Origin of the sequence: Corynebacterium hansenii (assembly GCF_030408795.1) — a bacterium.
GTDB classification, from domain to species: domain Bacteria; phylum Actinomycetota; class Actinomycetes; order Mycobacteriales; family Mycobacteriaceae; genus Corynebacterium; species Corynebacterium hansenii.
Genome location: NZ_CP047211.1, coordinates 507,463 through 529,656 on the forward strand (window position 1 = coordinate 507,463; position 22,194 = coordinate 529,656).

A 22,194-nucleotide genomic window follows, 5' to 3' on the forward strand; every position below is an offset into this window, starting at 1 on the left:
TGTGGGATCAGCGTAGCACCCTGGGCGGATCGCGCGAAAAACGGCGTGAGCCGGCGGGCGTCCGCGTTGCGTCGCCCGCGGTTGCCGCGGTTGCTTGACGACGGTTCGGTTCGGCGCGGATCATGGCCGTGACCGGGCATGTTCGAATGAGCGTTCGTATTAATCCGTGGGAGGGTCTACCGTGTGTGCCATGAGCGTGTGGAGGGGTTCGGCGGGAGGCGCCGAAGACGTGTCCGGCGGTGCGGCGTCGCGCCGCGAGGGGCCGCTGAGCTGGTCGCGGGTGGAGCGCATTCTTTCGGGGCGGTCGGTGGGGAAGCTGACTCCCGGATACGGGGTCAACGGGAACCGCCGCCGGGAAGCTTCGGGGGCGAATGGGAGGTCGAACGGCCGGGCGGATGGGCGGGCGAACGATCGGGCGAATCGGGCGGCGCCGGAGCGCAGGGGCGTCGACCTGCATTGCCGGTCCAGCTACTCGTTCCTGCACGGGGCGTCGGACCCGGTGGATCTGGTCGAGGAGGCGGTGCGGCTGGGGCTGCGCGGGCTGGGCATCGCCGACCGCGACGGGCTCTACGGCGTCGCGCGCTTCGCCGAGGCCGCGGCGGAGGCGGGGCTGGACACCATCATCGGGGCGGAACTGTCGCTGCCGCAGGCGCCGCTGACGGTGCTGGCCCGCGGGCCGGAGGGATACCGGCGGCTGAGCCACGCCATCAACGACGCCCTGATGACGGGCGGGGAGAAGGGCGTGGCGCGGTATCCGGCGCTGCCGCAGCTGGCGGAGGCCGCCGGCGGGCACTGGCAGGTGCTCGCCGACGTCGCCTGGCTGCCGCACCTCGGCGAATTGGTCGCGGCATTCGGGGCGGGGCAGGTGGCGGTGGACCACCACGCGGACCTGACCCCGGGCGCCGCCGACGACCAGCGCGACCTCGCCGCCGCGGCCGCCGAACATGGCCTGCGGCAGGTGGCGGGTGCCGCGGCGACGGCGGCGACCCCGGCCGAGGCGCGGGTGGCGGGGGCGAAGCATGCGCTGGCGCAACGCGAATCACTCGACGACCACGAGCCGAAGCTGCCGCCGACGGGAGGGTCGTGGCTGCGGTCCGGCACCGAACTGGAGGCCATGTTCGCCCACCTGCCGGGCGTGGTGGAAACCACGGCGCAGGTCGCGGAGGAATGCGCGTTCACGCTGGACCTCATCGCCCCCGCGCTGCCGGCATGGGACGTGCCCGAGGGCCACGACGAATCCTCGTGGCTGGCCAAGCTCGCCGCCGAAGGCGCCCTTCGGCGCTACGGGCCCAGGGACGGGTTGGGCGGGGACGGTGCCCCCGGCGTCGTCAAGCGGGCCTGGCTGCAGCTGGAACGCGAACTGGACGTGATCGACGAACTCGGTTTTCCGGGGTACTTCCTGATCGTCCACGACATCTGCGAATTCTGCCGGCGCGAGGACATCCTGGCGCAGGGGCGGGGCTCGGCGGCGAATTCGGTGGTGTGCTTCGCGCTGGGCATCACCAACGTCGACCCCATCTCCGCGGGGCTGCTGTTCGAGAGGTTCCTGTCGCCCGAGCGCGACGGCCCGCCGGACATCGACCTCGACATCGAATCGGGGCGGCGCGAGGAAGTCATCCAATACGTCTACGGCCGCTACGGGCGCGACAACGCCGCGCAGGTGGCCAACGTGATCACCTACCGGCGCCGCGGTGCGCTGCGCGACGCCGCCCGGGCGCTGGGCCACGCGCCGGGCGTCATCGACGCGTGGGTGAACCACACCGCCGAACCGCCGGCGCAGGTCGCCGAACTGGCCGAAGGGCTGCGCGGGCAACCCCGCCACCTGGGCATCCACTCCGGCGGCATGGTCATCTGCGACCGCCCCATCGCCGACGTCGTGCCCGTGGAATGGGCGCGGATGGAAAACCGGTCGGTGGTGCAGTGGGACAAGGACGACTGCGCCGCCGCCGGGCTGGTCAAGTTCGACCTGCTGGGGCTGGGCATGCTCGAGGCCATCCACCACTGCATCGACCTGGTGCGGGAACACCGCGGCAGGACCGTGCGGCTGTGGGAGATCGACGTCGCCGAGAAGGCCGTCTACGACATGCTGGCGCGCGCCGACGCCGTCGGGGTGTTCCAGGTCGAATCGCGGGCGCAGATGGCCACGCTGCCCAGGCTGCGGCCGCGGGAGTTCTTCGACCTCGTCGTCGAGGTGGCGCTGATCCGCCCCGGCCCGATCCAGGGCGGCAGCGTCCACCCCTACATCCGCCGGCGCAACGGGCTGGAGGAGGTCACCTACGACCACCCGGTGCTGAAGAAGGCGCTGGGCAAGACGCTGGGCATCCCGCTGTTCCAGGAACAGCTGATGCAGATCGCCGTCGACGCCGCCGGCTTCACCGGGGCGGAGGCCGATTCGCTGCGCCGGGCGATGGGCGCGAAGAGGTCGGTGGAGCGGATGGAGGCGCTGCGCACGCGGTTCCTCGACGGGCTGCGGGAAACCAACGGCATCGTCGGCGACGTCGCCGACCGGCTGTGGGACAAGATCGTCGCCTTCGCCGCCTACGGGTTCCCCGAATCCCACGCGCAGTCGTTCGCGTCGCTGGTGTACTTCTCCGCCTGGTTCAAGCACCACTACCCGGCGGAGTTCTGCGTCGCCCTGCTGCGGGCGCAGCCGATGGGCTTCTACTCGCCGCAGTCGCTGGTCGCCGACGCCCGCCGCCACGGGATCGGGTGCGACGGCCCCGACGTCAACGTCTCCGGCGTCGAAGCGGACTGCCCCGGCGGGAGGATCCGGCTTGGGCTCGGGGCGGTGTCGGGCCTGGGCGCCGACGTGGCCGAACGGATCGTCGCCGCCCGCGACGCGACCGGCCCCTTCCGCGACGTCGCCGATCTCGCCCGCCGCGCCTCGCTGTCCGTCTCCCACGTGGAGGCCCTGGCCAGGGCGGGGGCGCTGGAATGTCTGGGCATGGACCGTCGTCAAGCATTGTGGGCGGCGGGCATCGCGGCCACGGAGCACGAGGGCATGCTGCCCGGGCTGACCGTCGCCTCCGCCCCGGCGCTGCCCGGCATGACCGAATTCGAACTGGCCGCCGCCGATCTGGCGGGCACCGGCGTCACTCCGGGGGAGTACCCGATGGCGCGGCTGCGCGGGGAACTCGACGCGCTCGGCGTCACCCCGGCGGCCGGGCTGGCGCATGCGGAGGATTCGTCGCGGGTGCTGGTGGCGGGCGTGGTCACCCACCGGCAGCGCCCCGGGACCTCCGGCGGCGTGGTGTTCCTGGGCATGGAAGACGAAACCGGGCTGATGAACGTCCTGTGCACGCCGGGGCTGTGGAACCGGTTCCGCGTCGTCGCCACCACAGAACGGGCGCTGGTCATCCGGGGCATCGCGCAGAACGCATCCGGCGCGGTGACCATCGTCGCCGACAAGATCACCCCGCTGCGCGAGGCCGTCACCGCACCCGTCGTCGCCGGGCGCAGCCGGGACTTCCGGTGAGCGCGGTGGTTTGGGCCGTGGTGCGCGCGGTGGCGGCCATCATCGGACTCCGCGGCCGCGCCACCGCCGTGCCCGGCGGGTTTCCTATGATCGGCGGGTATGCGGCACACCCACGGCTCCTCCCTCGCGCCCGACGGCAGCGCGATCGCGTACATCGTGCGCGACCGCGGCTACCCCAAGGCCGTCCAGGTGGCGCTCACCGACGGCGGCCTCGGCGCCGAGCGGACCGTGAAACTGCCCGTCGACGGCCCCGTCACCCGCGTGCTGCACTCGCCCGACGCACGGTGGATCGCCTGCGAAGTCTCCCCGCGCGGCACCGAACGCCTGGAAACGTGGCTGGTGTCCACCGACCCCGCCGTCCCCGGGGCGAAGCGGCTGCAGCTGTCCGGCGACGCGAAAACCACCCTCGTGGAATGGGACCGCGACAAACTGGCCATGGACGCCGTCGGCGCGGACGGCATCACCGAGGCCCGCCTCGTCGACCCGGTGACGGGCGACTACGACGTCCTCGACCGCCGCACCGACTCGTTGCTGGTCTCCGCCGAAGCCGGCCACGCCCTCATGCGCGTCGGGCCCCGCGGCAGCCGCGAGCTGCTGCTGGTCAAACCCGACGGGACATGGCTGCCGCTGCTGCGCCCCGAACCCGGCGCCACCACCGACGCCGGCATCATCCTCCGCGAGAAAACCACCGCCGCCGACGGCCGCGTCACCGCCATCGTGTGCTCCGACCATTCCTCCGACCGCCGCCGCGTGCTGCGGGTGGCCGTCGACGGCCACGACGTCACCGTCGAAGAGCTCGTGGGCAACCCCGACTCCGACGTCGACGAGTTCGTCATCAGCGAGGACCTGTCCACCGCCGCCGTGCTGTGGAACACCTCCGGCGTGTCCCTGCTCGACCTGCTGATCCTCGGCGACGACCAGAAGGTGCTGGTCCGCCGGTCGGTGGAACTGCCCGGCATGGTCGCCTCCGACCTGTCCATCACCGATGACGGCGAACTGCTGTCCATGACCGTCGAAGGCCCGAACCTGCCGCCGACGGTGGAGATCCTGCGGACGTCGACGGGCAAAATCGAGCCCATCAACATCGACCGCACCCGCCGCATCGCCGAGCGCGCCCAGCGCAATTGCATCCCCGAGCTGGTCCACTACACCGCACGCGACGGCCTGGAGCTGTCCGGCTGGCTCTACCACGGCGAAGGCGACGACGCCGCCGGTCCGCAACCGACGTACATCCACCTCCACGGCGGCCCCGAACTGCAGTCGCGGCCCGTCAACCACGACATCTTGACCACGCTGGTCGACTCCGGCGTAACGGTGTTCACGCCGAACATCCGCGGGTCGTCGGGCGCCGGCCGGCAGTTCATCCACGCCGACGACCGCTACGGCCGTTTCGCCGCCATCGACGACGTCGCGGACACCGCGCGGTTCCTCGCCGACGCCGGCATCGGCGATCCGGCGCGGCTGGCGTTGGGCGGCCGCAGCTACGGCGGGTTCCTGTCGCTGCTCGTCGCCGCGCACCACCCCGAACTGTTCCGGTGCATCGTCGACGCGTGCGGCATGACCAGCTTCGACAGCTACTACGGGTCCACCGAGCCGTGGCTCGCGGCGGCCGCGTACCCGAAGTACGGCTACCCGTTCCAGGACGCGGAGCTGTTGCGCCAGGTGTCGCCGTTGAACCGGGCCGAGCACATCACGGCGCCGGTGCTGTTCATCCACGGCGAGTGGGACACCAACGTGCCGGAACGGGAGTCGACGCAGATGCGCGATGCCCTCGGCGCCCGCGGCGTGCCCACCGAGTTCCTGCGGGTGCCGGGTGAGGGCCACAAGTTCGTCAAACCCAAGAGCCGCCGACTCATCGCCGCGGCGCTGCTGGATTTCCTGGGCCGGCACGGGTTGGTCACGGCGCCGAACCTGACGCCGTTGGACGCCCGCATCGCGGAGATGAAGTCCGGGGCGCCCGGCGTCGACGACTGACGACGGGACGGCCCCGCCCCAAAGCGGATGACAGCGTCGCCGACCGTCGGCATACTTTGCCACATGAACACGAATCCGCGACGGGACACGGCACGGGACACGGCACGGGACGACCGGGCGGCGGATTCGCGGACGTCGAAATCCTTCTTCGCGGCGATGATGAAAACCTCGTGCCTGTGGCTGCCGTTCGTGGCGTTCATGTTCCGGTCCGGGCTGACCGGCGGTGGCGGGTGGTTGACGGCGTATCTCCTTTTGCTGTGGACTCCGGCGTTTTGGGTCCTCGACGCGTCCCTGGCCATCGTGGCGCACGTCCGGTGGCGTGAAGGCGCCATCGTCGGCGGCTTTTCCCGGTTCGCGATCTGCGCGTGGTGGTTCCTCGCCGCGCTCCCGGTGATGATTCCCGGGGATCTCACGGATCAGAAGGGCCTCAGCAATCCGTTCCTGGACTGGCTGCTGACGTGGCTGCCGGTGGCGCCGCGCGCTTCATACGACGAGGGGCTGGACATCGCGCTCGGGGCGGCGGTCATCGCCTTCCTTTGGTGGGTGGTGACCATGGCCTCCGTGGCGACGTCGAAGCCGTCCACGCCGACGCTTGCCGCGGTGAGGCGAGCAGCCCGGACCGGTCCATGGCCGCCCGACCAGGGCAACGCGGGCCGGTGACCGCGCCGCGGCGTGGGCGCAATCCGGTGCACCGCTGCGGCGCCGCCGTGGGGCGTTTCGGGCGATTGCGCTCCAGTTGACGGTCAAAGGGCGCGGCCGCCGGCCACTCGACGGCGAACGTTTCCGGCGGGGCGCGTATCTTCTGCACGGTGACCGACTCTTCCGACGCCCCCACCCCGGACGGCACCGACGACGCCGCCCCCACCGCCGCGCCTTTCTGCCACGTGCTGTTCGCCAGCCCGCAGATCCCGCCCAACACGGGCAACGCGATCCGCATGTGCGCGGGCACGGGCGCGGCGCTGCACCTGGCGGAGCCGCTGGGCTTCAACTTCGAGGAGAAGCACGTGCGCCGCGCGGGCCTCGACTACCACGATCTCGCGGAGGTCCACGTCCATCCATCGCTCGATGCCGCGCTGACGCGGCTGGTGGGCCCGGCTCCTGTTTCGCTTGACGACGGTGATGGAGACGGCGGCGTCGTAAAGCGGCCCGGGGACGACGGCGGGCGGCCGCGCGTGTTCGCGTTCACGGCGCACGGCGGGAAGTGGCACACCGACGTCGAGTACCGGCCGGGGGACGTGCTGTTGTTCGGGCCGGAGCCGACGGGACTGTCGGACGAGGCGCTGGCAGATCCGCGGGTGACGGAGCGGATCCGCATCCCGATGATCCCGGGGCGCCGCAGCATGAACCTGTCGAATGCCGCGGCGGTGGCGGCGTACGAGGTGTGGCGCCAGTTGGGCTTCCCGGGAGGGAAGTGACTGCGGGGCCCCGGAGGGAAGTGACTGCGCACCCCGGGAGGGAAGTGAAGCGGGGGCCCGAAAGAGGATGACGGCGGGCGCGGGGAGCCTGCATACTTTGGCGCATGAACGGGAACGGGAAACGGGATCGCCGGGCGCTCGCATCGAAGACGCTGAGGGTCGGGTACGCGATTGCGGTGGGCGCCTCGTGGCTGTGGCTGCCGGCCATTGCGCTGTTCATCAGGGGTTATCTGACCTCCGGTTGGTGGGTGACCGCCTTTCTGATGTGGCTGTGGGCGCCGGCGTTCACGATTCTCAACGCGTTGCTGATGGGCGTCGTGGCCTTCCGGTGGCGTTCCGGGGCCCACGCCGGTTTCGCCCGGCTAGCTGTCTTCGTGTGGTGGTTCCTCGCTTCCCTCGTCGTCATCCTGCCCGCCGACTTCGATGATCAGGAGTCAAGCCCGAATCGGCTGCTGGATTGGCTTTCGACGTGGTTGCCGGTTGAGTCGCTGCCGATTGACCAGTGGATGGAGCTCGGAATCGCCATCGCGATCATCGCCGGAATGTGGTGGTTGGTGGCCCTCGGGGCCGTGGTCACGGCGAAGCGTGCCGTTGCCGAAGATGCCGCGCCCGAAGACTCCGCCGCCGTGACGGGGGCGGGCTGATCCGGGACAATGGCGGCATGTACGACGATGCGCTTCCGCACGCCAATCCCCATCCGGCGGACGCCACCGCCGGGCCTCCCGCGGATTCTCCGGACGCGCACCCGGCGTCGCCCGGGCGGATGTTCATGGTCGTCGCGTGGACGTCCCTGCTGTGGGTCCCGGTCATCGCGTTCGGACTGCGCGCGGTGTTCATCCCGGTCCTGGGCTGGGCTTGGTTGGTTTTCATGGTTTTCTGGCAGTTTCCGTTCCTGACCTTCAATCTCGTGGCGTTGGTGCTCATGCAGTCCGTGCGGGTACGGTCGGGCGCCGAAATCGAGCGGTGGCTGAAGATCATGGCGGCGACGTGGTGGGCGCTCGCCGCGTCCCCGGTGGTACTCGGCCCGGAGACCCAAGAGGTACTCAGCCCGGTGCCCCAAGAGGGTCCGTATTACTACAACCCGATCATGAGGTGGGTGCTGGAACACTTCGTCGATCTGCACAACGAGATCCCGGGCGTGACGGCGGTGTACGCGCTGGCGGCCGTGGCTCTCGTCGCCTGGTTCGCACTCGTGGCGGCGATGGCCGTCCGCCTGTGGAAAACGCGCGGGACGGCCACCGGTCCACGTGCCCCGGAGCATCCGGGTTCCCCGGCGGCCCCGGGCCGGGCGCCGTCGTAAAGCCCCCGCCGCCGAGCCCGACCCCCGCCGCGGTACGGGGCTCGAATGCCGTGCCCATCCGGAGGGTTTGCCATACTGGAGCCCATGACGGCGACCAAGCTTGACGGCAACATGTACCGCGACGAGATTTTCGAGGATCTCGCCGCCCGCGTCACCCGACTGAAGGAGGCCGACGTGACGCCCGGCCTGGCGACGGTGCTGGTGGGCGACGACCCGGGCAGCCACTCCTACGTGAAGATGAAGCACCGGGACTGCGAGAAGATCGGCATCAACTCGATCCGCCGCGACCTGCCGGAGGAGACCACCCAGGAGGAACTGGAGGAGGTCATCGCCGAGCTCAACGCCGACGACGCCTGCACCGGCTACATCGTGCAGCTGCCGCTGCCGAAGCACCTCGACGAAAACCGCATCCTCGGGCTCATCGACCCCGACAAGGACGCCGACGGCCTGCACCCCGTCAACCTGGGCAAGCTGGTGCTGAACGAACCGGCGCCGCTGCCGTGCACCCCCAACGGCTCCATCCACCTGCTGCGCCGCTTCGGCGTGGAACTGGCCGGCGCGAAGGTGTGCGTCATCGGCCGCGGCGTCACCGTCGGCCGCCCGATCGGCCTGATGCTCACCCGCCGCAGCGAGAATTCCACCGTCACCCTGTGCCACACCGGCACGAAGGACCTGGCGGCGGAGACCCGCCAGGCGGACATCATCGTCGCCGCCGCCGGCAAGCCGCACATGCTCACCGCCGACATGGTCAAGCCGGGTGCCGCGGTGCTCGACGTGGGCGTGTCCCGCCTCGACGGCAAGCTCGCCGGCGACGTCCACCCCGACGTCTGGGAGGTCGCCGGCGCCGTGTCCCCGAACCCCGGCGGCGTCGGGCCGCTGACCCGCGCCTTCCTGGTGCGCAACGTCGTCGAGCGCGCCGAGCGCCTGGCGGGACTGTAGGGGGTTGGCTTGACGACGCCGCGCCAGCACCGGTCGCCGCGCCTCATCGAAGGCGCCGCGACGAGGTTCGGCGCGCGCGAAATCGCCGAGCGGGCGGACCGCGACGACCTGCCCGACCCCATGGTCAACCCCCACTCGCCGGAGGAACCGGCGCCGGCGGAGTCGTGGCCCGAACGCACCCGGTGGCTGCTGTACGGGGCGCTGTTCTTCGGGCTGGGCGCGTCGGTGGTATTCCTCGGATTGGAACGCTGGCGCCGGGCGACGTTCATGCTGGGCCTGACCATGATGTACCTGGGCGTGATCCGGCAGTACCTGCCCGATTCGCTGCTGGGGGTTTTCAGCGTCCGGTCGCGGAAGTTCGACCTGTGGTTCTGCCTCGTCGTCGGCGGCGCCATGGTTTTCCTGGCCAGCTCCGTCGATGCGTTGGGGAGTTGAAATGGGCATCGTGACCACGGGAACCGAATGCGAGACGGGTGCCGGCAGGCGCCGCGGCCCTTGCGTGGGGCGCGCCCCGCTGATCGCCTACACGTGGCTGGCCAGCGTGCTGGTGCCGGTGGCCGTGTACGTCATCGCCGACGGGATTTCGGTGGACGACACCGCCGGCCTGCTGGTGATGTACATGTGGGTGCCGTCGTTCGTGCTGGCCAACGGTCTGATGGCGGTGTACATCGCACAGGTGCCGCCGCGCATCATGCGGCCGCTGCGGTGCTTGCTGATGTGGCTGTTCGTGCTCGTGTACCACGCCACGTTCCTGGCCGGCGCGGTATTGCGGGCCCAGCACGAGATCGCGGGGCTCGCGGCGAAGGCGGCTTTCTTCGCCACCGTCGCCGCGTACATCGTGTCCATGGCCGTGGTCGTGGCCGCGATCAAGGCGGGCGAACCGGCTTAGGTCGGGGTCCGTGCTGCCCGCGCTGCCGCGGGGTCAGACCTGCGCGGCGATGTTTCGGGGTCGGGTCCGCGCCGGCCCGGAGGTCAGACCTGCGCGGCGAGGAAACCGCGCACGATGTCGTCGACCCGCTCGAACTCCGTGAGGAATCCGTCGTGGCCGACGGCCGACTCGATCTTCTCCAGCCCCATGCAATTGCCGAGGTTGCGGGCCAGGTGCTCCTGCTGGTGGAACGGGTAGAGGATGTCGGTGTCCACGCCCGCGACCATCGTGGGCACCGTCGACGAGGCCAGGGCATCGTTCATTCCGCCGCGGCCGCGGCCGATGTCGTGCCGGTTGAGGGTGTCGGTGAGCACCACGTATGAGCCGGCGTCGAACCTGGCGGCGAGCTTTTCGGCCTGGTGGTCGAGGTAGCTCTCCACCTGGAAACGGTCGCCGGTGCGCATCGGGCCCAGGGGGTTCTCGCCCGGCTGGGCTGCCGCGCCGAAGCGGTCGTCCATCTCCAGCTCGCCGCGGTAGGTCAGGTGCGCCACGCGGCGGGCGAAGCCGAGGCCGTGCACGGGCCTTTCGCCGGTGTCGTAGTAGTCGCCGCTGTGCCAGGCGGGGTCGTTTTCGATGAACTGGATCTGGGCGCTCTGGATGCCGATCTGCCAGGCGCTCGCGCGGGCGCCGACGCACAGCACCAGGGCGCGGCCGACCTCGTCCGGGTGCATGAGCGTCCACTCGAGGGTGCGGGCGCCGCCCAGCGAACCGCCGATGACCGCCACGACCGATTCGATGCCGATCGCCCGCAGCGCCATGCGTTCGACGGTGACGGTGTCGCGCACCGAGATCGCCGGGAACCGTGAACCCCACGCGCCGCCGTCGGGGTGCTCCGACGACGGGCCGGTCGTGCCGCGGCAGCCGCCGATGACGTTGGTGCAGATGATGCAGTACCGGTCGGTGTCCAGCGCCCGCCCGGAGCCGATCATGCCGTTCCACCAGCCGGCCGTCGGGTGCTCGTCGTCGCACGGGCCGGAGGCGTGGGCGTCGCCGGTCAGCGCATGCTGGAGCAGGATGACGTTGGACGCGTCGGCGTTGAGGCGGCCCCACCGCTCGTAGGCGACGGTGACGTCCTGGATCGTGGCGCCGGCTTCCGTGGTGACGTCGCCGATCTGGACGTACCCGGGCCGACCTTCGGGCGGGAGAGTGATGTTCATCAGGTCAAAGACTACTCGGTCTAGTAATCGCGGGGAAACGTCCCGCCGGTTCCGGGCGCCCTCCCGCCCCCACTCCGCAGATGGGCCAGCTCCATGCAGATGCGCCCGTTCCCGCCAATCCGTTCCTCGCCGTATCCCACCTCGGCCCCGTCCCGTCCCTTCCTCGCAGATGCGCCCGTTCCGTGCAGATGCGCCCGTTGCAACGGGCGCATCTGCCTGTAGCTGGCGCATCTGAGTGGGGCGATGGTCGAGTGTCCTATCTTTCGCCGCCGCCGTCACTGTTGTCGTGGGTGGCGTCGTCGCCATCTCCGTCGGTGGTGCTGTCTCCGTGGGTGGTGCTGTCTCCGTCGGTGGTGCCGTCTCCCTCGTCGGCTCCCGCTCCGGTGTTGCGGCCGGCGCCGGGGTTGGTGCCGGTATCGGCGTGCTCCGCGTAGTCGCCGCTCTCTGCGGCCAGCCGCAGGAGGTGGCGGTCGACCAGCTCCCGCCCCCTCCGCGCCGACATCCGTTCCGGCTCGGCGAGCCGCGCCACGGCGATCCCGTCGAGCATCGCGAGCAACAGAGCGGCTTCATCCCGGTCGCCCAGCGCATCGGTGAGGTCGTCCTCCACTCGGCGCCACGCCTCCCGGTACGCGGGGGTGGCCGGGCCGTCGATGGCCGCGATGCCCGCGAAGGCCAGCCACGCCGCGATGGTCTCTCGCGCCCGCTCCGATTTCGTTTGCTCCGCGCACCCCGCCAGCAGGTGGCATGTGGCGCGGAAGCGTTCCTCGGGCGAGTCGAGCCCGGCGATCGCCGCGTCGGCGTCCGCCTGGAAACGCTCGGCGACGTGATCGTATGCGGCGGCGATGAGCGCGTCGCGGGTGGAGAAGTGGTGCTGGACGGCGCCGGCGGACATCCCGGCTTCGGCGGCGACCTTGCGCACCGTGGCGTGTTCGGCGCCGCGCCTGGCCAGGATCGACGTCACTGCGTCGAGGATTGCGGTCCGTGTCGTGGCGGTGTCCCTGGTCATGGCTCCCACGGTAGGGCGCGCGCCACGAAAAATACAATCGTATTGACCCTTCGCCCTCGTCAATGCATAATGGAGCAAAGCCATACGACCGTATTGGAGGCGCGTCATGTCCGGCAAACACCCCACCGAACCCGAGATTTCGTCCGTACCCGCCAGGCTTTCCGACGGCGACCGCTCCGCCGCCATGGAGGCTTTGGGCGCCCACCTGTCCGACGGCCGCATCGACGTGGGCGAGTTCGACGCCCGCTCGGCCGTCGTCGCCCGCGCGGTCGTCGAATCGGATCTGCGGCCCGCGTTCGAGGGGCTCGGCGGCGTCCCGGACCAGAACGCCGGCGATCCGGAGCTCGACCGCATCCGCACGCGCGGCCGACTCGCCGAGAACATCGACTGGATCGGCGTCGCCCTCGCCATCGGGCTGGGCGCACTGTTCTTCATCACCGGGTGGGCGCCGCCCGGCTTCGCCCTCCTGGCCATCGCCGTGTGCTCCATCGGCGGCCGCATGGCCCTCGACTTCGACGAGGACGACGAGTACGAGGCCATGAAGGAAGCCGACCGCCGCCGGCGCCTCGAACGGATCGAGGGCACCCGCGATCCGGAGGCCGGTGTTTAATCGGGGCCATGGCCCCATCGCGCAATCCGGATCCCTTGGGCCGGTTCTCGGAATCGGTCTCGACCTGGTTCCGCGATTCCTTTGCCGCGCCGACGCCGGTGCAGATGGAGGCATGGCGAGCCATTTCCGAGGGAGAAAATGCCCTCGTCGTGGCGCCGACCGGCTCCGGAAAGACGCTGTCGGCCTTCTTGTGGGCGATCAACTCCCTGGTGGCGGGCGACGAGTCAGACAACGAATCGGACGATGACTCCGGTGAGGCGACCCGCTCCGATTCTCGCTCGCGCGGCACCTCCGGAGCCGATTCCCGCCCCCGCGGCGTGCGGGTGCTCTACATTTCCCCGCTCAAGGCCCTCGCCGTCGACGTGGAGAACAATCTCCGGGCACCCCTCACCGGAATCAACCGCGTCGCGGCCCGCTTGGGCAGGGAGCCGGCGACGGTGTCCGTCGCCGTCCGGTCGGGGGATACGCCGCCGTCCGAACGAGCCAGGCAGGTCCGCAATCCACCGGACATCCTGATCACGACCCCGGAGTCGCTCTATCTGCTGCTGACGTCGAAAGCGCGGGAGATCCTCGGCACGGTCGACACCGTCATCGTCGATGAGATCCACGCGTTGGCCGGGACCAAAAGGGGCGTGCATCTCGCGCTGAGCCTCGAACGATTGGAGCGCCTGGCCGGGCGGGAAATCCAGCGCATCGGGCTGTCCGCGACGGTCCGCCCGCTGACCGCCGTCGCGCATTTCCTCGGCGGCGACCGCCCGGTGGAGATCATCGATCCGCCGTCCCAGAAGGAGTGGGAGCTCCGGGTCCGCGTGCCCGTCGAGGACATGAGCGACTTGCGGGATCAGCCGGTCGAATCCCGCGACGCGATAATCGACGACGGACTTGGGGCGGACGGCTTTGGCTTCAATGGCGCGGGTACCGATGGGAGGGGACCAGACGCCTCCGCCCCCGACGCCCCCATCTCCCCGCCACTCGCCCCGCCAACTCAGAGCTCGATCTGGCCCTACATCGAGGAGCAGGTGTTCGACGAGATCATGGGCCACCGGTCGACGCTGGTGTTCGTCAATTCCCGCCGCACGGCCGAGCGGCTGACCAGCAGGCTCAACGAGCTCCACGCCCTGCGCCACGATCCCGCGTCGCTGTCGCCGGAGCTGCGCCGCCCGCCCGCGCAGGTCATGAAGCCGACCGACACCGCGGGCACCGCCCCGGCCGTCATCGCGCGCGCCCACCACGGTTCGGTGTCGAAGGACGAGCGGGCGACCATCGAGTCGATGCTGAAGGAGGGCTCGCTGCGCGCGGTGGTGTCCACGAGTTCGCTGGAGCTGGGCATCGACATGGGCGCGGTGGAGAAGGTCATCCAGGTCGAGTCGCCGCCGTCGGTTGCGTCGGGCCTGCAGCGGGTGGGCCGCGCCGGGCACGTGGTGGGGGCGGTGTCCCGGGGTTCGTTCTACCCGAAGCACCGGGCGGACCTGCTGCAGACGGCGGTGGTCGTCGACCGCATGCGCAAGGGGCTGATCGAGGAGCTCCACGTGCCGGCCAACGCCCTCGACGTGCTGGCGCAGCACACGGTCGCGGCGGTCGCGATGGAGGACCTGGACGCCGACGACTGGTTCGCCACGGTCACCGCCGCGCATCCGTACCGGGAGCTGTCGCGCGAGCTTTTCGACGCCGTCATCGACCTCGTCTCCGGCGTGTACCCGTCGACGGACTTCGCGGAACTGCGGCCGCGGGTGGTCTACGACCGCATCACCGGGGTGCTTTCCGCCAGGCCGGGGGCGCAGCGCACGGCGGTCATCAATGGCGGGACGATCCCGGATCGCGGGATGTTCGGGGTGTTCCTGGCCGGCGGCGGGGACGCGGTGCCGCGCCGCGTCGGCGAGCTGGACGAGGAGATGGTCTACGAATCCCGCGTCGGCGACGTCTTCACCCTGGGGGCTTCCAGTTGGCGGATCGAGGAGATCGACCGCGATCGGGTGCTGGTCACGCCCGCTCCCGGCCACACGGGCAGGTTGCCTTTTTGGAACGGCGATCAGGCGGGCCGGCCGGCGGAGCTGGGCCGGGCGCTGGGTGCTTTCCGACGCCTCGCGGCAGCCGATGCCGCCGTCCTCGACGAGATCGGGCTGGACCAGTGGGCCCGGGACAATCTCACCGTGTATCTGGCCGATCAGGCGAGTGCGACCGGGGTGATCCCGGACGAGAAGACGCTGGTGCTGGAGCGTTTCCGCGATGAGCTCGGAGATTGGCGGGTGGTGCTGCACAGCCCCTACGGTCGCGGGGTCAACGCCGCCTGGGCGTTGGCGGCCGGCGCGAGGTTCTCCGAGGCCACGGGGATGGACGCGCAGCCGGTGGCCTCGGATGACGGAATCGTGCTGAGGGTGCCGGATGCGGCCGCCGAACCGTCGTCGGAACTGTTCCTCATCGATCCGGGCGAGGTCGAGACGATCGTGGCGGAGCAGGTGGGCAACTCCGCGCTGTTCGCCTCCCGCTTCCGGGAATGTGCGGCGCGGGCGCTGCTGCTGCCCAGCCGGAATCCCGGGAAGAGGGCCCCGCTGTGGCAGCAGCGCCAGCGTTCGGCGCAGTTGCTGGACGTGGCCAGGCAGTACCCGAAGTTCCCGATCGTGCTGGAGACGGTGCGGGAATGCCTGCAGGACGTCTACGACCTGCCCGCCCTGGTGGAGCTGTGCGCCAGCCTGCGCGACCGCACGGTGCGCGTGGCCGAGGTGACCACGGAAACGGCCAGCCCCTTCGCCTCGTCGATTCTGTTCACCTACACCGGCGCCTTCATGTACGAGGGCGATGCCCCGTTGGCGGAGAAGCGGGCGGCGGCACTGGCACTGGATGCCGGGCTGTTGACGCAGCTGCTCGGCGGGGTGGAGCTGCGCGACCTGCTCGATCCGGACATCATCGCCGAGGTGGACGGCGATCTGCGCAGGCGGTCGGAACGTCGCAAAGCAACCACCGCCGAGCAGCTCATGGACACCCTGCGGGTCATCGGCCCGGTGCCCCTGGACGAGCTGGGCCTGGTGTCCGCGGTCGGCGCGGAGGAGGCGGAGCGGGAGTTGGGCCACCGCATCATGCGGGTGCGCATCGCCGGGGTCGAGCACATCGCGCAGTCCCTCGACGCGGCATTGCTTCGCGACGGCCTCGGGGTCCCGGTTCCGCCGGGGATCCCGGCACGCGCCGAGGTCATCCCCGACGCACTCGAGCAGCTCGTCGCGCGATGGGCCAGAACCCGGGGGCCGTTCACCCACGGCGACGTCGGCGAGGCCTTCGGACTGGCGGCGAGCGTGGTCCACGCGGTCGTCGGAAAGCTCGCCGCCGCGAAGACCGTGGTGGAGGGCCGGTACCGGCGCGGCGTCGACGAGCCGGAGTTCCTCGCGCCCGAGGTGCTGAAGACCATCCGGTCCCGATCGCTGGCGGCCGCCCGCGCTCAAACGGAGCCGGTGAGCGCCTCCGCTTTCGGGCGGTTTCTGCCGCAGTGGCAGCAGGTCGCGCCCGTGCTGCCGGCCGGGCGCGAGCCGGAGGCGCGCGGCGCCGACGGCGTGTTCGCCGTCATCGAGCAGCTCGCGGGGGTGCGCTTGCCGGCGTCGGCGTGGGAAACGGTGGTGCTGCCGCAGCGGGTGCGCGGCTATCAGCCGCGTGACCTGGACGAGCTGACGGCGAATGGTGAGGTCATCGTGGTCGGGGCGGGCAGCGCCGGGGCCGCGGACCCGTGGGTGATGCTGCTCCCGGCCGACTACGCCGCGCAGTTGATCGAGGTGCCCGATACCGCCGACCGCGCCTCCACCGGTGAACTGCCCCGGCGCATCCTGGAGGTTCTCGGCCACGGCGGTGGCGGCGGGTTCCTCTTCGACGCCATTGCCCGGCGGGTGAGGTCCGGGGACGGCCAGGTGGGCACGGCCGCAGGCGGTGCGGGGGAAACGCAAGCGGAGGAAACCGAAGCGGGGGAAACGCAAGCGGGTGCGGTGCCGACGGCCACCGACTCCGATATCCGCGATGCGCTGTGGGCGCTGTTCGAGTCGGGCCTGGTCAGCCCGGATGGTTTTGCCCCGCTGCGGGCCCGGTTGAGCAGGGGCGCAGGCGGGCGCACCGCCCATCGGGTTCGCAGAACACCCGCGCGCGGGCGGCTGCGGATGGGGCGCACCAGTTTCGCCCGGGCCCAGCGGGCGATGGCCCCCGCCGACATGGTGGGCCGCTGGTCCGCGTCGATCACCGCCGATGACTCGGCCACGGCGCGCGGTGTCGCCCATGGGGAGGCGTGGCTGGACCGGTACGGCGTGGTCACCCGCGGCAGTGTCGTGGCGGAGGGAACGGTGGGTGGATTTGCCCTGGCCTACGGGGTCTTGTCGCGGTTCGAGGAAGCGGGCAAGGCGGTGAGGGGAATGGTCGTCGACGGGCTGGGGGCGGCGCAGTTTTCCACCCCCGCGGTGATCGACCGGCTCCGCTCGTTTACCGATTCGCCCGATGTCGAAGGCTGGCCCTCGGGCACCGACGTCCCGGAGGTTCACGTCCTCGCCGCCGCCGATCCCGCCAACCCCTACGGTGCCGCCCTGCCGTGGCCGCAGCGTGGGCCGACCAGGTCCGCCGGCAGCGTGGTGGTGCTTGTCGACGGCCTGCTCGCCGCGCACCTGACCCGCGGCGGTCGCACACTGACCCTGTCCGATCCGCCGCCGGGCATCACTCCGGCCGAGATGGTGCGCGTGGTCGTGGCGGGCTTGGGCGCGGCGGTGGAGCGCAACATGGTGTCGCCCATCATCATCGAAAAGGTCGGCGGCGACCCCGTCATCGGATCGGAATGGGCGGGGCTGCTGCGCGCGGCGGGCGCGCGGATCACCCCGAAGGGAGTGCGCATCGTTGGCGCGACGGCGACGGCACCACCCGGCCGGGACGGAGCCGGGCACATTGGAGGCGGCGATGCCCGAAGGTGACTCCGTATACCGGTTGGCGCACCGGATGCAGTTCATGGTGGGCAGGGAGGTCCTGTCCACGAGCATCCGCGTCCCCGCCCACGCCGTGGCGTCGTTCGACGGCCGCACGGTGGGAAAGGTGTGGCCCCACGGCAAGCACTTGTTCATGAAGTTCGGCGACGATGTGCTGCACACCCACCTCAAGATGGAGGGGACGTGGTCGGTGCACCGGCTGGGCACCCGGTGGCGCAAGCCCGGGCACACCGCGCGGGTGGTGCTGGCCGTCGACGGGGCGCCGGAGGACACGCCGATCGAAGTCGTCGGCCACGACCTGGGCCTGGTCCGGGTATTCCCCTTCGCCGAATACGACCGGCGGGTCGCCCACCTCGGACCCGACGTCCTCGGGCGGGACTGGTTCGACGGCGGACGAGACGTCGCCAAGCACAGGATGCTGCGGGACCCTGGCCGACCCGTCGGAACTGCCCTTCTGGACCAGCGCACGCTCGCCGGGGTGGGCAACGAATTCCGCGCCGAGGTCTGCTTCCTGTGCGGCGTCCACCCCGCGACGCCGGTCGGGGACGTGGACGTCGACCGCATCCTGGACGTGACGCGGCGGCTGATGTGGGCGAATCGGTTGTCGCCCGTGCGCGTGATCACCGGCATCAACCGTCCCGGGCAGACCAGCTTCGTGTTCGGCCGCAACCACCGGGCCTGCCGGCGCTGCGGCACCGCCATCCGGAAGGGCACGCTGGGGGAGGGCGGCCCGGACCTCGAGCGCATCATTTGGTGGTGCCCAACCTGCCAGCCCGGGCCGGCTACTTGCCGATCGCCGCGAACGCGCCCTCGAGGTCGGCGATGATGTCATCGGCGTTTTCGATGCCCACGGCCAGGCGGACCGTCGCCTGCGAGATACCCGCGCGCGCCAAACCGTGCTCGTCGGACGGTTGTGTCTCGGCACCGAATACCCGGTAAGGACATTCAGTTCATGGCAGCACCACGGAAGTACCCGGGCGAGTTGCGGGAGCGCGCCGCGCGGATGGCGCTCGGGACTCTGGCGGACCCTGATCGACAGCGGGGCGCGATCGCTCGGACTGCTGACCGGCTCGGCGTTGGTAGCGGGTCTGCTGCACGTTTAGGTGACAAGGGGTAGTCGACGCAACCTCGGCGGCTGGTGGGGTCATGGTGGCCTCCAATTCCATGGGCGTCAATCGGCCGAGCCCGTCCTGCCGGCGGCGCCGGTGGTAGGCCCGCTCGATCCAGGTGATGATCGCGATGCGCAGCTCATCACGGGTGGTCCAGGTTTTCCTGTTCAGGACGTTTTTCTGCAACAGCGAGAAGAAGCTCGCCTTCGCCGCATTGTCGCCGCATTAACCGGCTAATCGGCCGTGGACTTCGTTGACAAGATCGTTGAGTCGGGTGATGAATTTGAGGTGTCGTTCGGTTTCGCAGTCCCAGCCTCGGCGCTGCGTATCATCACCGCATTGTCCAGGGCGGTAACCGCCAGGTGGGTAGTCATCCGGGAGTCGATTCAATAGCCGACGATCCGCTTCGACCAGGCGTCCTTGATGGCGCACAGGTACAGCTTTCCGTCGACGGCGTGGTGTTCGGTGATGTCGGTTAGCCACAGCCGGTTGGGGCCGTCGGTGGTGAACGTGTGCAGGGTACGGCCGTCTCCGTCTACGATGGTGCACAGGTCATCGGCGCCCGCAGGCCCCGGCCGTTCCCCGTCGGCGTCCCGCTTCTTACCGGATACGCTCCACCACCGGTTGTTGGAGGGTGATCTTCCATGCGGTGCGGGTGCACATCGACTGTCCGGCGCCGAGGGCCTGGTTGGCCAGGAGGCGGTGGCCGATATTGGCGGGCCGTCACGGCGGGCGTCGAATAGGGCGTTGGCGCGGCACGCCGCAGGACCTCCTGTCTTATTCCAGCGGCCGGATCCGCTTGCGCGCTTGCCGCAACTCGGCGGCTTCCGTCCGGGTCTGACCGGGCTACGCGCCCGTCTCGATGTCGGCGCGGTGCAGCCACTTCTGCAGGGTCATGGGGTCGACGCCGAAGTCCGCGGCGATGTGGGCGACCGTCACGCCGGGCTCACGGCCTCGGGCGACGCGGACGACATCGTCGCGGAACTCTTTCGGATAAGGCTTGGGCACAGCAACATCCTTCCAGACCCACCCTCGGGCAAGCCAGACCAGATGTCACCAATCCATGCAGCAGACCCCTTCGGATACTGCTGCAGATGCACCTAGAAGACTTATCAGCTAGAGATTTACCATGGATACAAAACCGGACACGGAGGGCGCAATGAGGAGTCGCAAAACCAGAGCTGCCGTCGCAGCGACAGCCCTGGCGCTCTGCTTGCTCGGAGCTCAGCCTCCCGCAGTTGCGGCAGAGTTTCACGGCCACTGGATCAACGGAAAGATCCTGGATGCTTTCAATCGCCTAGGAGGCACGGAAGAGTTCGGAAACGCGACGACGAACGAGCTCGACGCTGGACGCGGCGGCAAATTCCAGGTCTTTCAGAAAAACGCGTCAATCTACTGGCATCCGCTCGTAGACAATGCAAATGCCCACCAAGTCAAAGGGAGCATCCGTGATAAATGGGGATCACTAGGGTGGGAGAATGGCCGACTTCGCTACCCAACTACCGATGAACTTCCGACAGACACTAACACCGGACGCTACAATAACTTTGAGGGCGGATCCATCTATTGGAGCGCCAACTCAGGCGCAAACCAAATAGAAGGGCAGATTCGCGAGCGATGGTATGGACTCAATCGCGAGTCCGGGATCCTCGGCTACCCCGTCACCGACGAAACAGGAACCCCTGATGGAATCGGGAGATTTAACGGATTCGAACGCGGGTCCATCTACTGGACGCCGGAAACGGGCGCACATCCTGTTGCTGGAAGAATTTACGACTATTGGTCAAATGCCGGCTGGGAGAATAGCACATTCGGCTACCCCACGAGCGGCGAGATAGCCATCCGTCAGGATATGCGCCAGAACTTTCAAAACGGACGCATTCAGTGGGTAGCCCCCAACTCCAGCACACTTCCGGCCTATGAATCATCGTGGGGAAGCTACGTCCACGTTTATAATGTATTCAGCCCAGAACCGAAACGCTGGTCTCCAGAATCGATCAATGCAGAGGTAACACAGAACTTCGATAAATACTTTACCTTTACCGGATGCGGCTCGGTTCTCGAAGTTGGATCCATATGCAACCTCGAAACGGTCATTATTAGACCCGCGCCCATTCAGGTTATTGCAATATCGGCCACGGGATTTGCATTCAAATCACTCGAAGGCCATCCCGAAGGGGCGGGAAGGACTATCACCTTTAACTTCTCACGTCAACCTTCTGGCGAGGCAAACGATGTCAGGCTTCACGTATTCGCCTGGGGGCCAAATTCTGCCGTAACTGCTACGGGGCCACTCAATTCCGAAACTTTGGCGCGGTACTCCTGGTCTCGATTTGTCCAGAATATCCAGTCGCGGATCAACAGTTCACCGACAAGCTTCATAACCTCAGATAACAACGCAGGTGCCGGTACGGCAAGAAGCCGATCGCAAGGAATCAACGACACCTCACTTCCTCCCGAGGCCGAGTACATCGATCCTGCTACGGTCGACACTTCACATATCACAAACAAGGTTCCGTTGGAACCCATTTCACCGACTACGGAAACCGCACGCGAGGCACCCCCAAACAGTGATGCCCCCGCGATTACCGACCCAAGTCGCCGCGATCCTTCACCCGAAAAATCACCCGATGAGGATCGTGGAGTTTCCGGAAAATCAGCCCCGGGTTCCGTTTCGGGCCGGCCTGAGGATTCGGAGTTTAGCGATACCCGACCCGAGGACTCCGAGTGATTTACCTCATTCCAGGAGTAGCCGTAGCCGTGACCCTCTGGGGTGCGCTCGGACTGGGCGCTTACTTAATCCGCACTACCGGTGGCGCATCTTTCAGGATAAAGAGAGACGTCTTTTTGACGATTGGCCTCCTGGCTTGGATCGCATGGTCCACCTACTTTGCATTCTTCACGGGCAGGGTATTTTTGGACTACATTATTGCGTCCGTCGGCTTCTTTACCGTTTGGCTTGCAGTTGCCTGGGTTGGATATAAGTCATAGTTGATCGAATTACCACTTGTCCGAATGGTCCTTTTTCACTCGCCATACTGGATCTTCAGGGTTTAGAATCCGTTGATCCTATCTGCAGCTGCCCGGATTGGATCAGGCACCGCAATATGTAAGGCTCGAGATTGCGGAATCCCAGGGCGATGCCGCGTAGGAACTCCAACCGCCCATTGATTGCTACCACCGGGCCGCTCGACGCCCGCCGGTCGAAGTAGGCAACGACGTCCTTGCGCCGCCATAGTGTCCGCCCCAGCTGGGCGACCTCGTCTAACCCCCCGGTCCCCTACGTCGGATCTTGTTGACCAGTGACCATAGGGCTGAAGCACCCTGGGTTTCGTTGCGAC

The 22,194-nt window shown here is 68.9% G+C and carries 15 protein-coding genes and 3 pseudogenes; 13 read left to right on the forward strand and 5 right to left on the reverse strand.

Features of this window, described 5'->3' with window-relative positions:
- The first annotated feature begins 190 nt into the window (after positions 1-190).
- The 9 genes from CHAN_RS02300 (at position 191) to CHAN_RS02340 (ending at position 9,992) form a co-directional block, all read left to right on the forward strand.
- On the forward strand, positions 191-3,475 hold the full coding sequence (locus CHAN_RS02300; RefSeq protein WP_290291294.1) for an error-prone DNA polymerase: 3,285 nt from the start codon (positions 191-193) through the stop codon (positions 3,473-3,475).
- 99 nt (positions 3,476-3,574) lie between these two features.
- On the forward strand, positions 3,575-5,449 hold the full coding sequence (locus CHAN_RS02305; RefSeq protein ID WP_290291296.1) for an alpha/beta hydrolase family protein: 1,875 nt from the start codon (positions 3,575-3,577) through the stop codon (positions 5,447-5,449).
- 63 nt (positions 5,450-5,512) lie between these two features.
- A complete protein-coding gene (locus CHAN_RS02310; protein ID WP_290291299.1) occupies positions 5,513-6,109 on the forward strand; it encodes a hypothetical protein in 597 nt (198 codons plus the stop codon).
- 275 nt (positions 6,110-6,384) lie between these two features.
- Positions 6,385-6,864: a tRNA (cytidine(34)-2'-O)-methyltransferase gene (locus CHAN_RS02315; protein WP_377748418.1), complete on the forward strand. Its 480-nt coding sequence runs from the start codon at positions 6,385-6,387 to the stop codon at positions 6,862-6,864.
- A 104-nt stretch (positions 6,865-6,968) separates the two neighbouring features.
- Entirely contained in the window at positions 6,969-7,508 is a 540-nt protein-coding gene (locus CHAN_RS02320; RefSeq protein WP_290291301.1) for a hypothetical protein, read from the forward strand.
- A gap of 17 nt (positions 7,509-7,525) precedes the next feature.
- Positions 7,526-8,164: a hypothetical protein gene (locus tag CHAN_RS02325; RefSeq protein WP_290291303.1), complete on the forward strand. Its 639-nt coding sequence runs from the start codon at positions 7,526-7,528 to the stop codon at positions 8,162-8,164.
- Positions 8,165-8,248: 84 nt separating this feature from the next.
- Positions 8,249-9,103, forward strand: coding sequence for a bifunctional methylenetetrahydrofolate dehydrogenase/methenyltetrahydrofolate cyclohydrolase (locus CHAN_RS02330; RefSeq protein ID WP_290291305.1), 855 nt, complete (start codon positions 8,249-8,251; stop codon positions 9,101-9,103).
- 9 nt (positions 9,104-9,112) lie between these two features.
- The gene (locus CHAN_RS02335) at positions 9,113-9,538 is read left to right on the forward strand and encodes a DUF3017 domain-containing protein (RefSeq protein ID WP_290291307.1); all 426 of its coding nucleotides are present in this window, start codon (positions 9,113-9,115) and stop codon (positions 9,536-9,538) included.
- 10 nt (positions 9,539-9,548) lie between these two features.
- Positions 9,549-9,992: a hypothetical protein gene (locus CHAN_RS02340; protein WP_290291309.1), complete on the forward strand. Its 444-nt coding sequence runs from the start codon at positions 9,549-9,551 to the stop codon at positions 9,990-9,992.
- Between the two features lie 83 nt (positions 9,993-10,075).
- Here CHAN_RS02340 and metX read toward each other — a convergent pair whose 3' ends face one another.
- On the reverse strand, positions 10,076-11,188 hold the full coding sequence (metX, locus tag CHAN_RS02345; RefSeq protein WP_290291311.1) for a homoserine O-acetyltransferase MetX: 1,113 nt from the start codon (positions 11,186-11,188) through the stop codon (positions 10,076-10,078).
- 256 nt (positions 11,189-11,444) lie between these two features.
- Positions 11,445-12,194, reverse strand: a complete 750-nt coding sequence (locus tag CHAN_RS02350) for a TetR/AcrR family transcriptional regulator (RefSeq protein WP_290291313.1) — start codon at positions 12,192-12,194, stop codon at positions 11,445-11,447.
- A gap of 106 nt (positions 12,195-12,300) precedes the next feature.
- Between CHAN_RS02350 and CHAN_RS02355 the strand changes: the two genes are divergently transcribed.
- Genes CHAN_RS02355 through CHAN_RS02365 form a run of 3 tightly spaced genes read left to right on the forward strand, consistent with a single transcriptional unit; the run spans position 12,301 to position 18,570 of the window.
- Positions 12,301-12,804, forward strand: coding sequence for a DUF1707 SHOCT-like domain-containing protein (locus CHAN_RS02355; protein ID WP_290291315.1), 504 nt, complete (start codon positions 12,301-12,303; stop codon positions 12,802-12,804).
- Positions 12,805-12,812: 8 nt separating this feature from the next.
- On the forward strand, positions 12,813-17,732 hold the full coding sequence (locus tag CHAN_RS02360) for an Lhr family ATP-dependent helicase (RefSeq protein WP_290291318.1): 4,920 nt from the start codon (positions 12,813-12,815) through the stop codon (positions 17,730-17,732).
- On the forward strand, positions 17,719-18,570 hold the full coding sequence (locus CHAN_RS02365; protein ID WP_290291319.1) for a DNA-formamidopyrimidine glycosylase family protein: 852 nt from the start codon (positions 17,719-17,721) through the stop codon (positions 18,568-18,570). The genes CHAN_RS02360 and CHAN_RS02365 overlap by 14 nt, the downstream gene beginning before the upstream one ends.
- On the opposite strand, the pseudogene CHAN_RS02370 reads toward CHAN_RS02365, so the two are convergent.
- Positions 18,527-18,652 (reverse strand): annotated as a pseudogene (locus CHAN_RS02370) (PLP-dependent transferase); the annotation flags it as partial. The gene CHAN_RS02365 and the pseudogene CHAN_RS02370 sit on opposite strands and share 44 nt — an antisense overlap.
- Before the next feature lie 216 nt (positions 18,653-18,868).
- Positions 18,869-19,861: pseudogene (locus CHAN_RS13725) on the reverse strand (DDE-type integrase/transposase/recombinase); the annotation flags it as partial.
- A 121-nt stretch (positions 19,862-19,982) separates the two neighbouring features.
- Here CHAN_RS13725 and CHAN_RS02385 point away from each other — a divergent pair.
- A complete protein-coding gene (locus CHAN_RS02385; protein ID WP_290291326.1) occupies positions 19,983-21,584 on the forward strand; it encodes an LGFP repeat-containing protein in 1,602 nt (533 codons plus the stop codon).
- A 315-nt stretch (positions 21,585-21,899) separates the two neighbouring features.
- Here the strand turns inward: CHAN_RS02385 and CHAN_RS02390 are convergent.
- Positions 21,900-22,121, reverse strand: a pseudogene (locus tag CHAN_RS02390) (transposase); the annotation flags it as partial.
- Positions 22,122-22,194: the final 73 nt, after the last annotated feature.

What these genes read in the sequence shown, in the direction of transcription:
- CHAN_RS02365 (WP_290291319.1), top strand. Translation starts at nt 17,719, where the DNA reads ATGCCCGAAGGTGACTCCGTATACCGGTTGGCGCACCGGATGCAGTTC.
- CHAN_RS02305 (WP_290291296.1), top strand. Translation starts at nt 3,575, where the DNA reads ATGCGGCACACCCACGGCTCCTCCCTCGCGCCCGACGGCAGCGCGATC.
- CHAN_RS02320 (WP_290291301.1), top strand. Translation starts at nt 6,969, where the DNA reads ATGAACGGGAACGGGAAACGGGATCGCCGGGCGCTCGCATCGAAGACG.
- CHAN_RS02325 (WP_290291303.1), top strand. Translation starts at nt 7,526, where the DNA reads ATGTACGACGATGCGCTTCCGCACGCCAATCCCCATCCGGCGGACGCC.
- CHAN_RS02360 (WP_290291318.1), top strand. Translation starts at nt 12,813, where the DNA reads ATGGCCCCATCGCGCAATCCGGATCCCTTGGGCCGGTTCTCGGAATCG.
- CHAN_RS02355 (WP_290291315.1), top strand. Translation starts at nt 12,301, where the DNA reads ATGTCCGGCAAACACCCCACCGAACCCGAGATTTCGTCCGTACCCGCC.
- CHAN_RS02315 (WP_377748418.1), top strand. Translation starts at nt 6,385, where the DNA reads ATGTGCGCGGGCACGGGCGCGGCGCTGCACCTGGCGGAGCCGCTGGGC.
- CHAN_RS02385 (WP_290291326.1), top strand. Translation starts at nt 19,983, where the DNA reads ATGGATACAAAACCGGACACGGAGGGCGCAATGAGGAGTCGCAAAACC.
- CHAN_RS02350 (WP_290291313.1), bottom strand. Translation starts at nt 12,194, where the DNA reads ATGACCAGGGACACCGCCACGACACGGACCGCAATCCTCGACGCAGTG.
- CHAN_RS02300 (WP_290291294.1), top strand. Translation starts at nt 191, where the DNA reads ATGAGCGTGTGGAGGGGTTCGGCGGGAGGCGCCGAAGACGTGTCCGGC.
- metX (WP_290291311.1), bottom strand. Translation starts at nt 11,188, where the DNA reads ATGAACATCACTCTCCCGCCCGAAGGTCGGCCCGGGTACGTCCAGATC.
- CHAN_RS02330 (WP_290291305.1), top strand. Translation starts at nt 8,249, where the DNA reads ATGACGGCGACCAAGCTTGACGGCAACATGTACCGCGACGAGATTTTC.
- CHAN_RS02310 (WP_290291299.1), top strand. Translation starts at nt 5,513, where the DNA reads ATGAACACGAATCCGCGACGGGACACGGCACGGGACACGGCACGGGAC.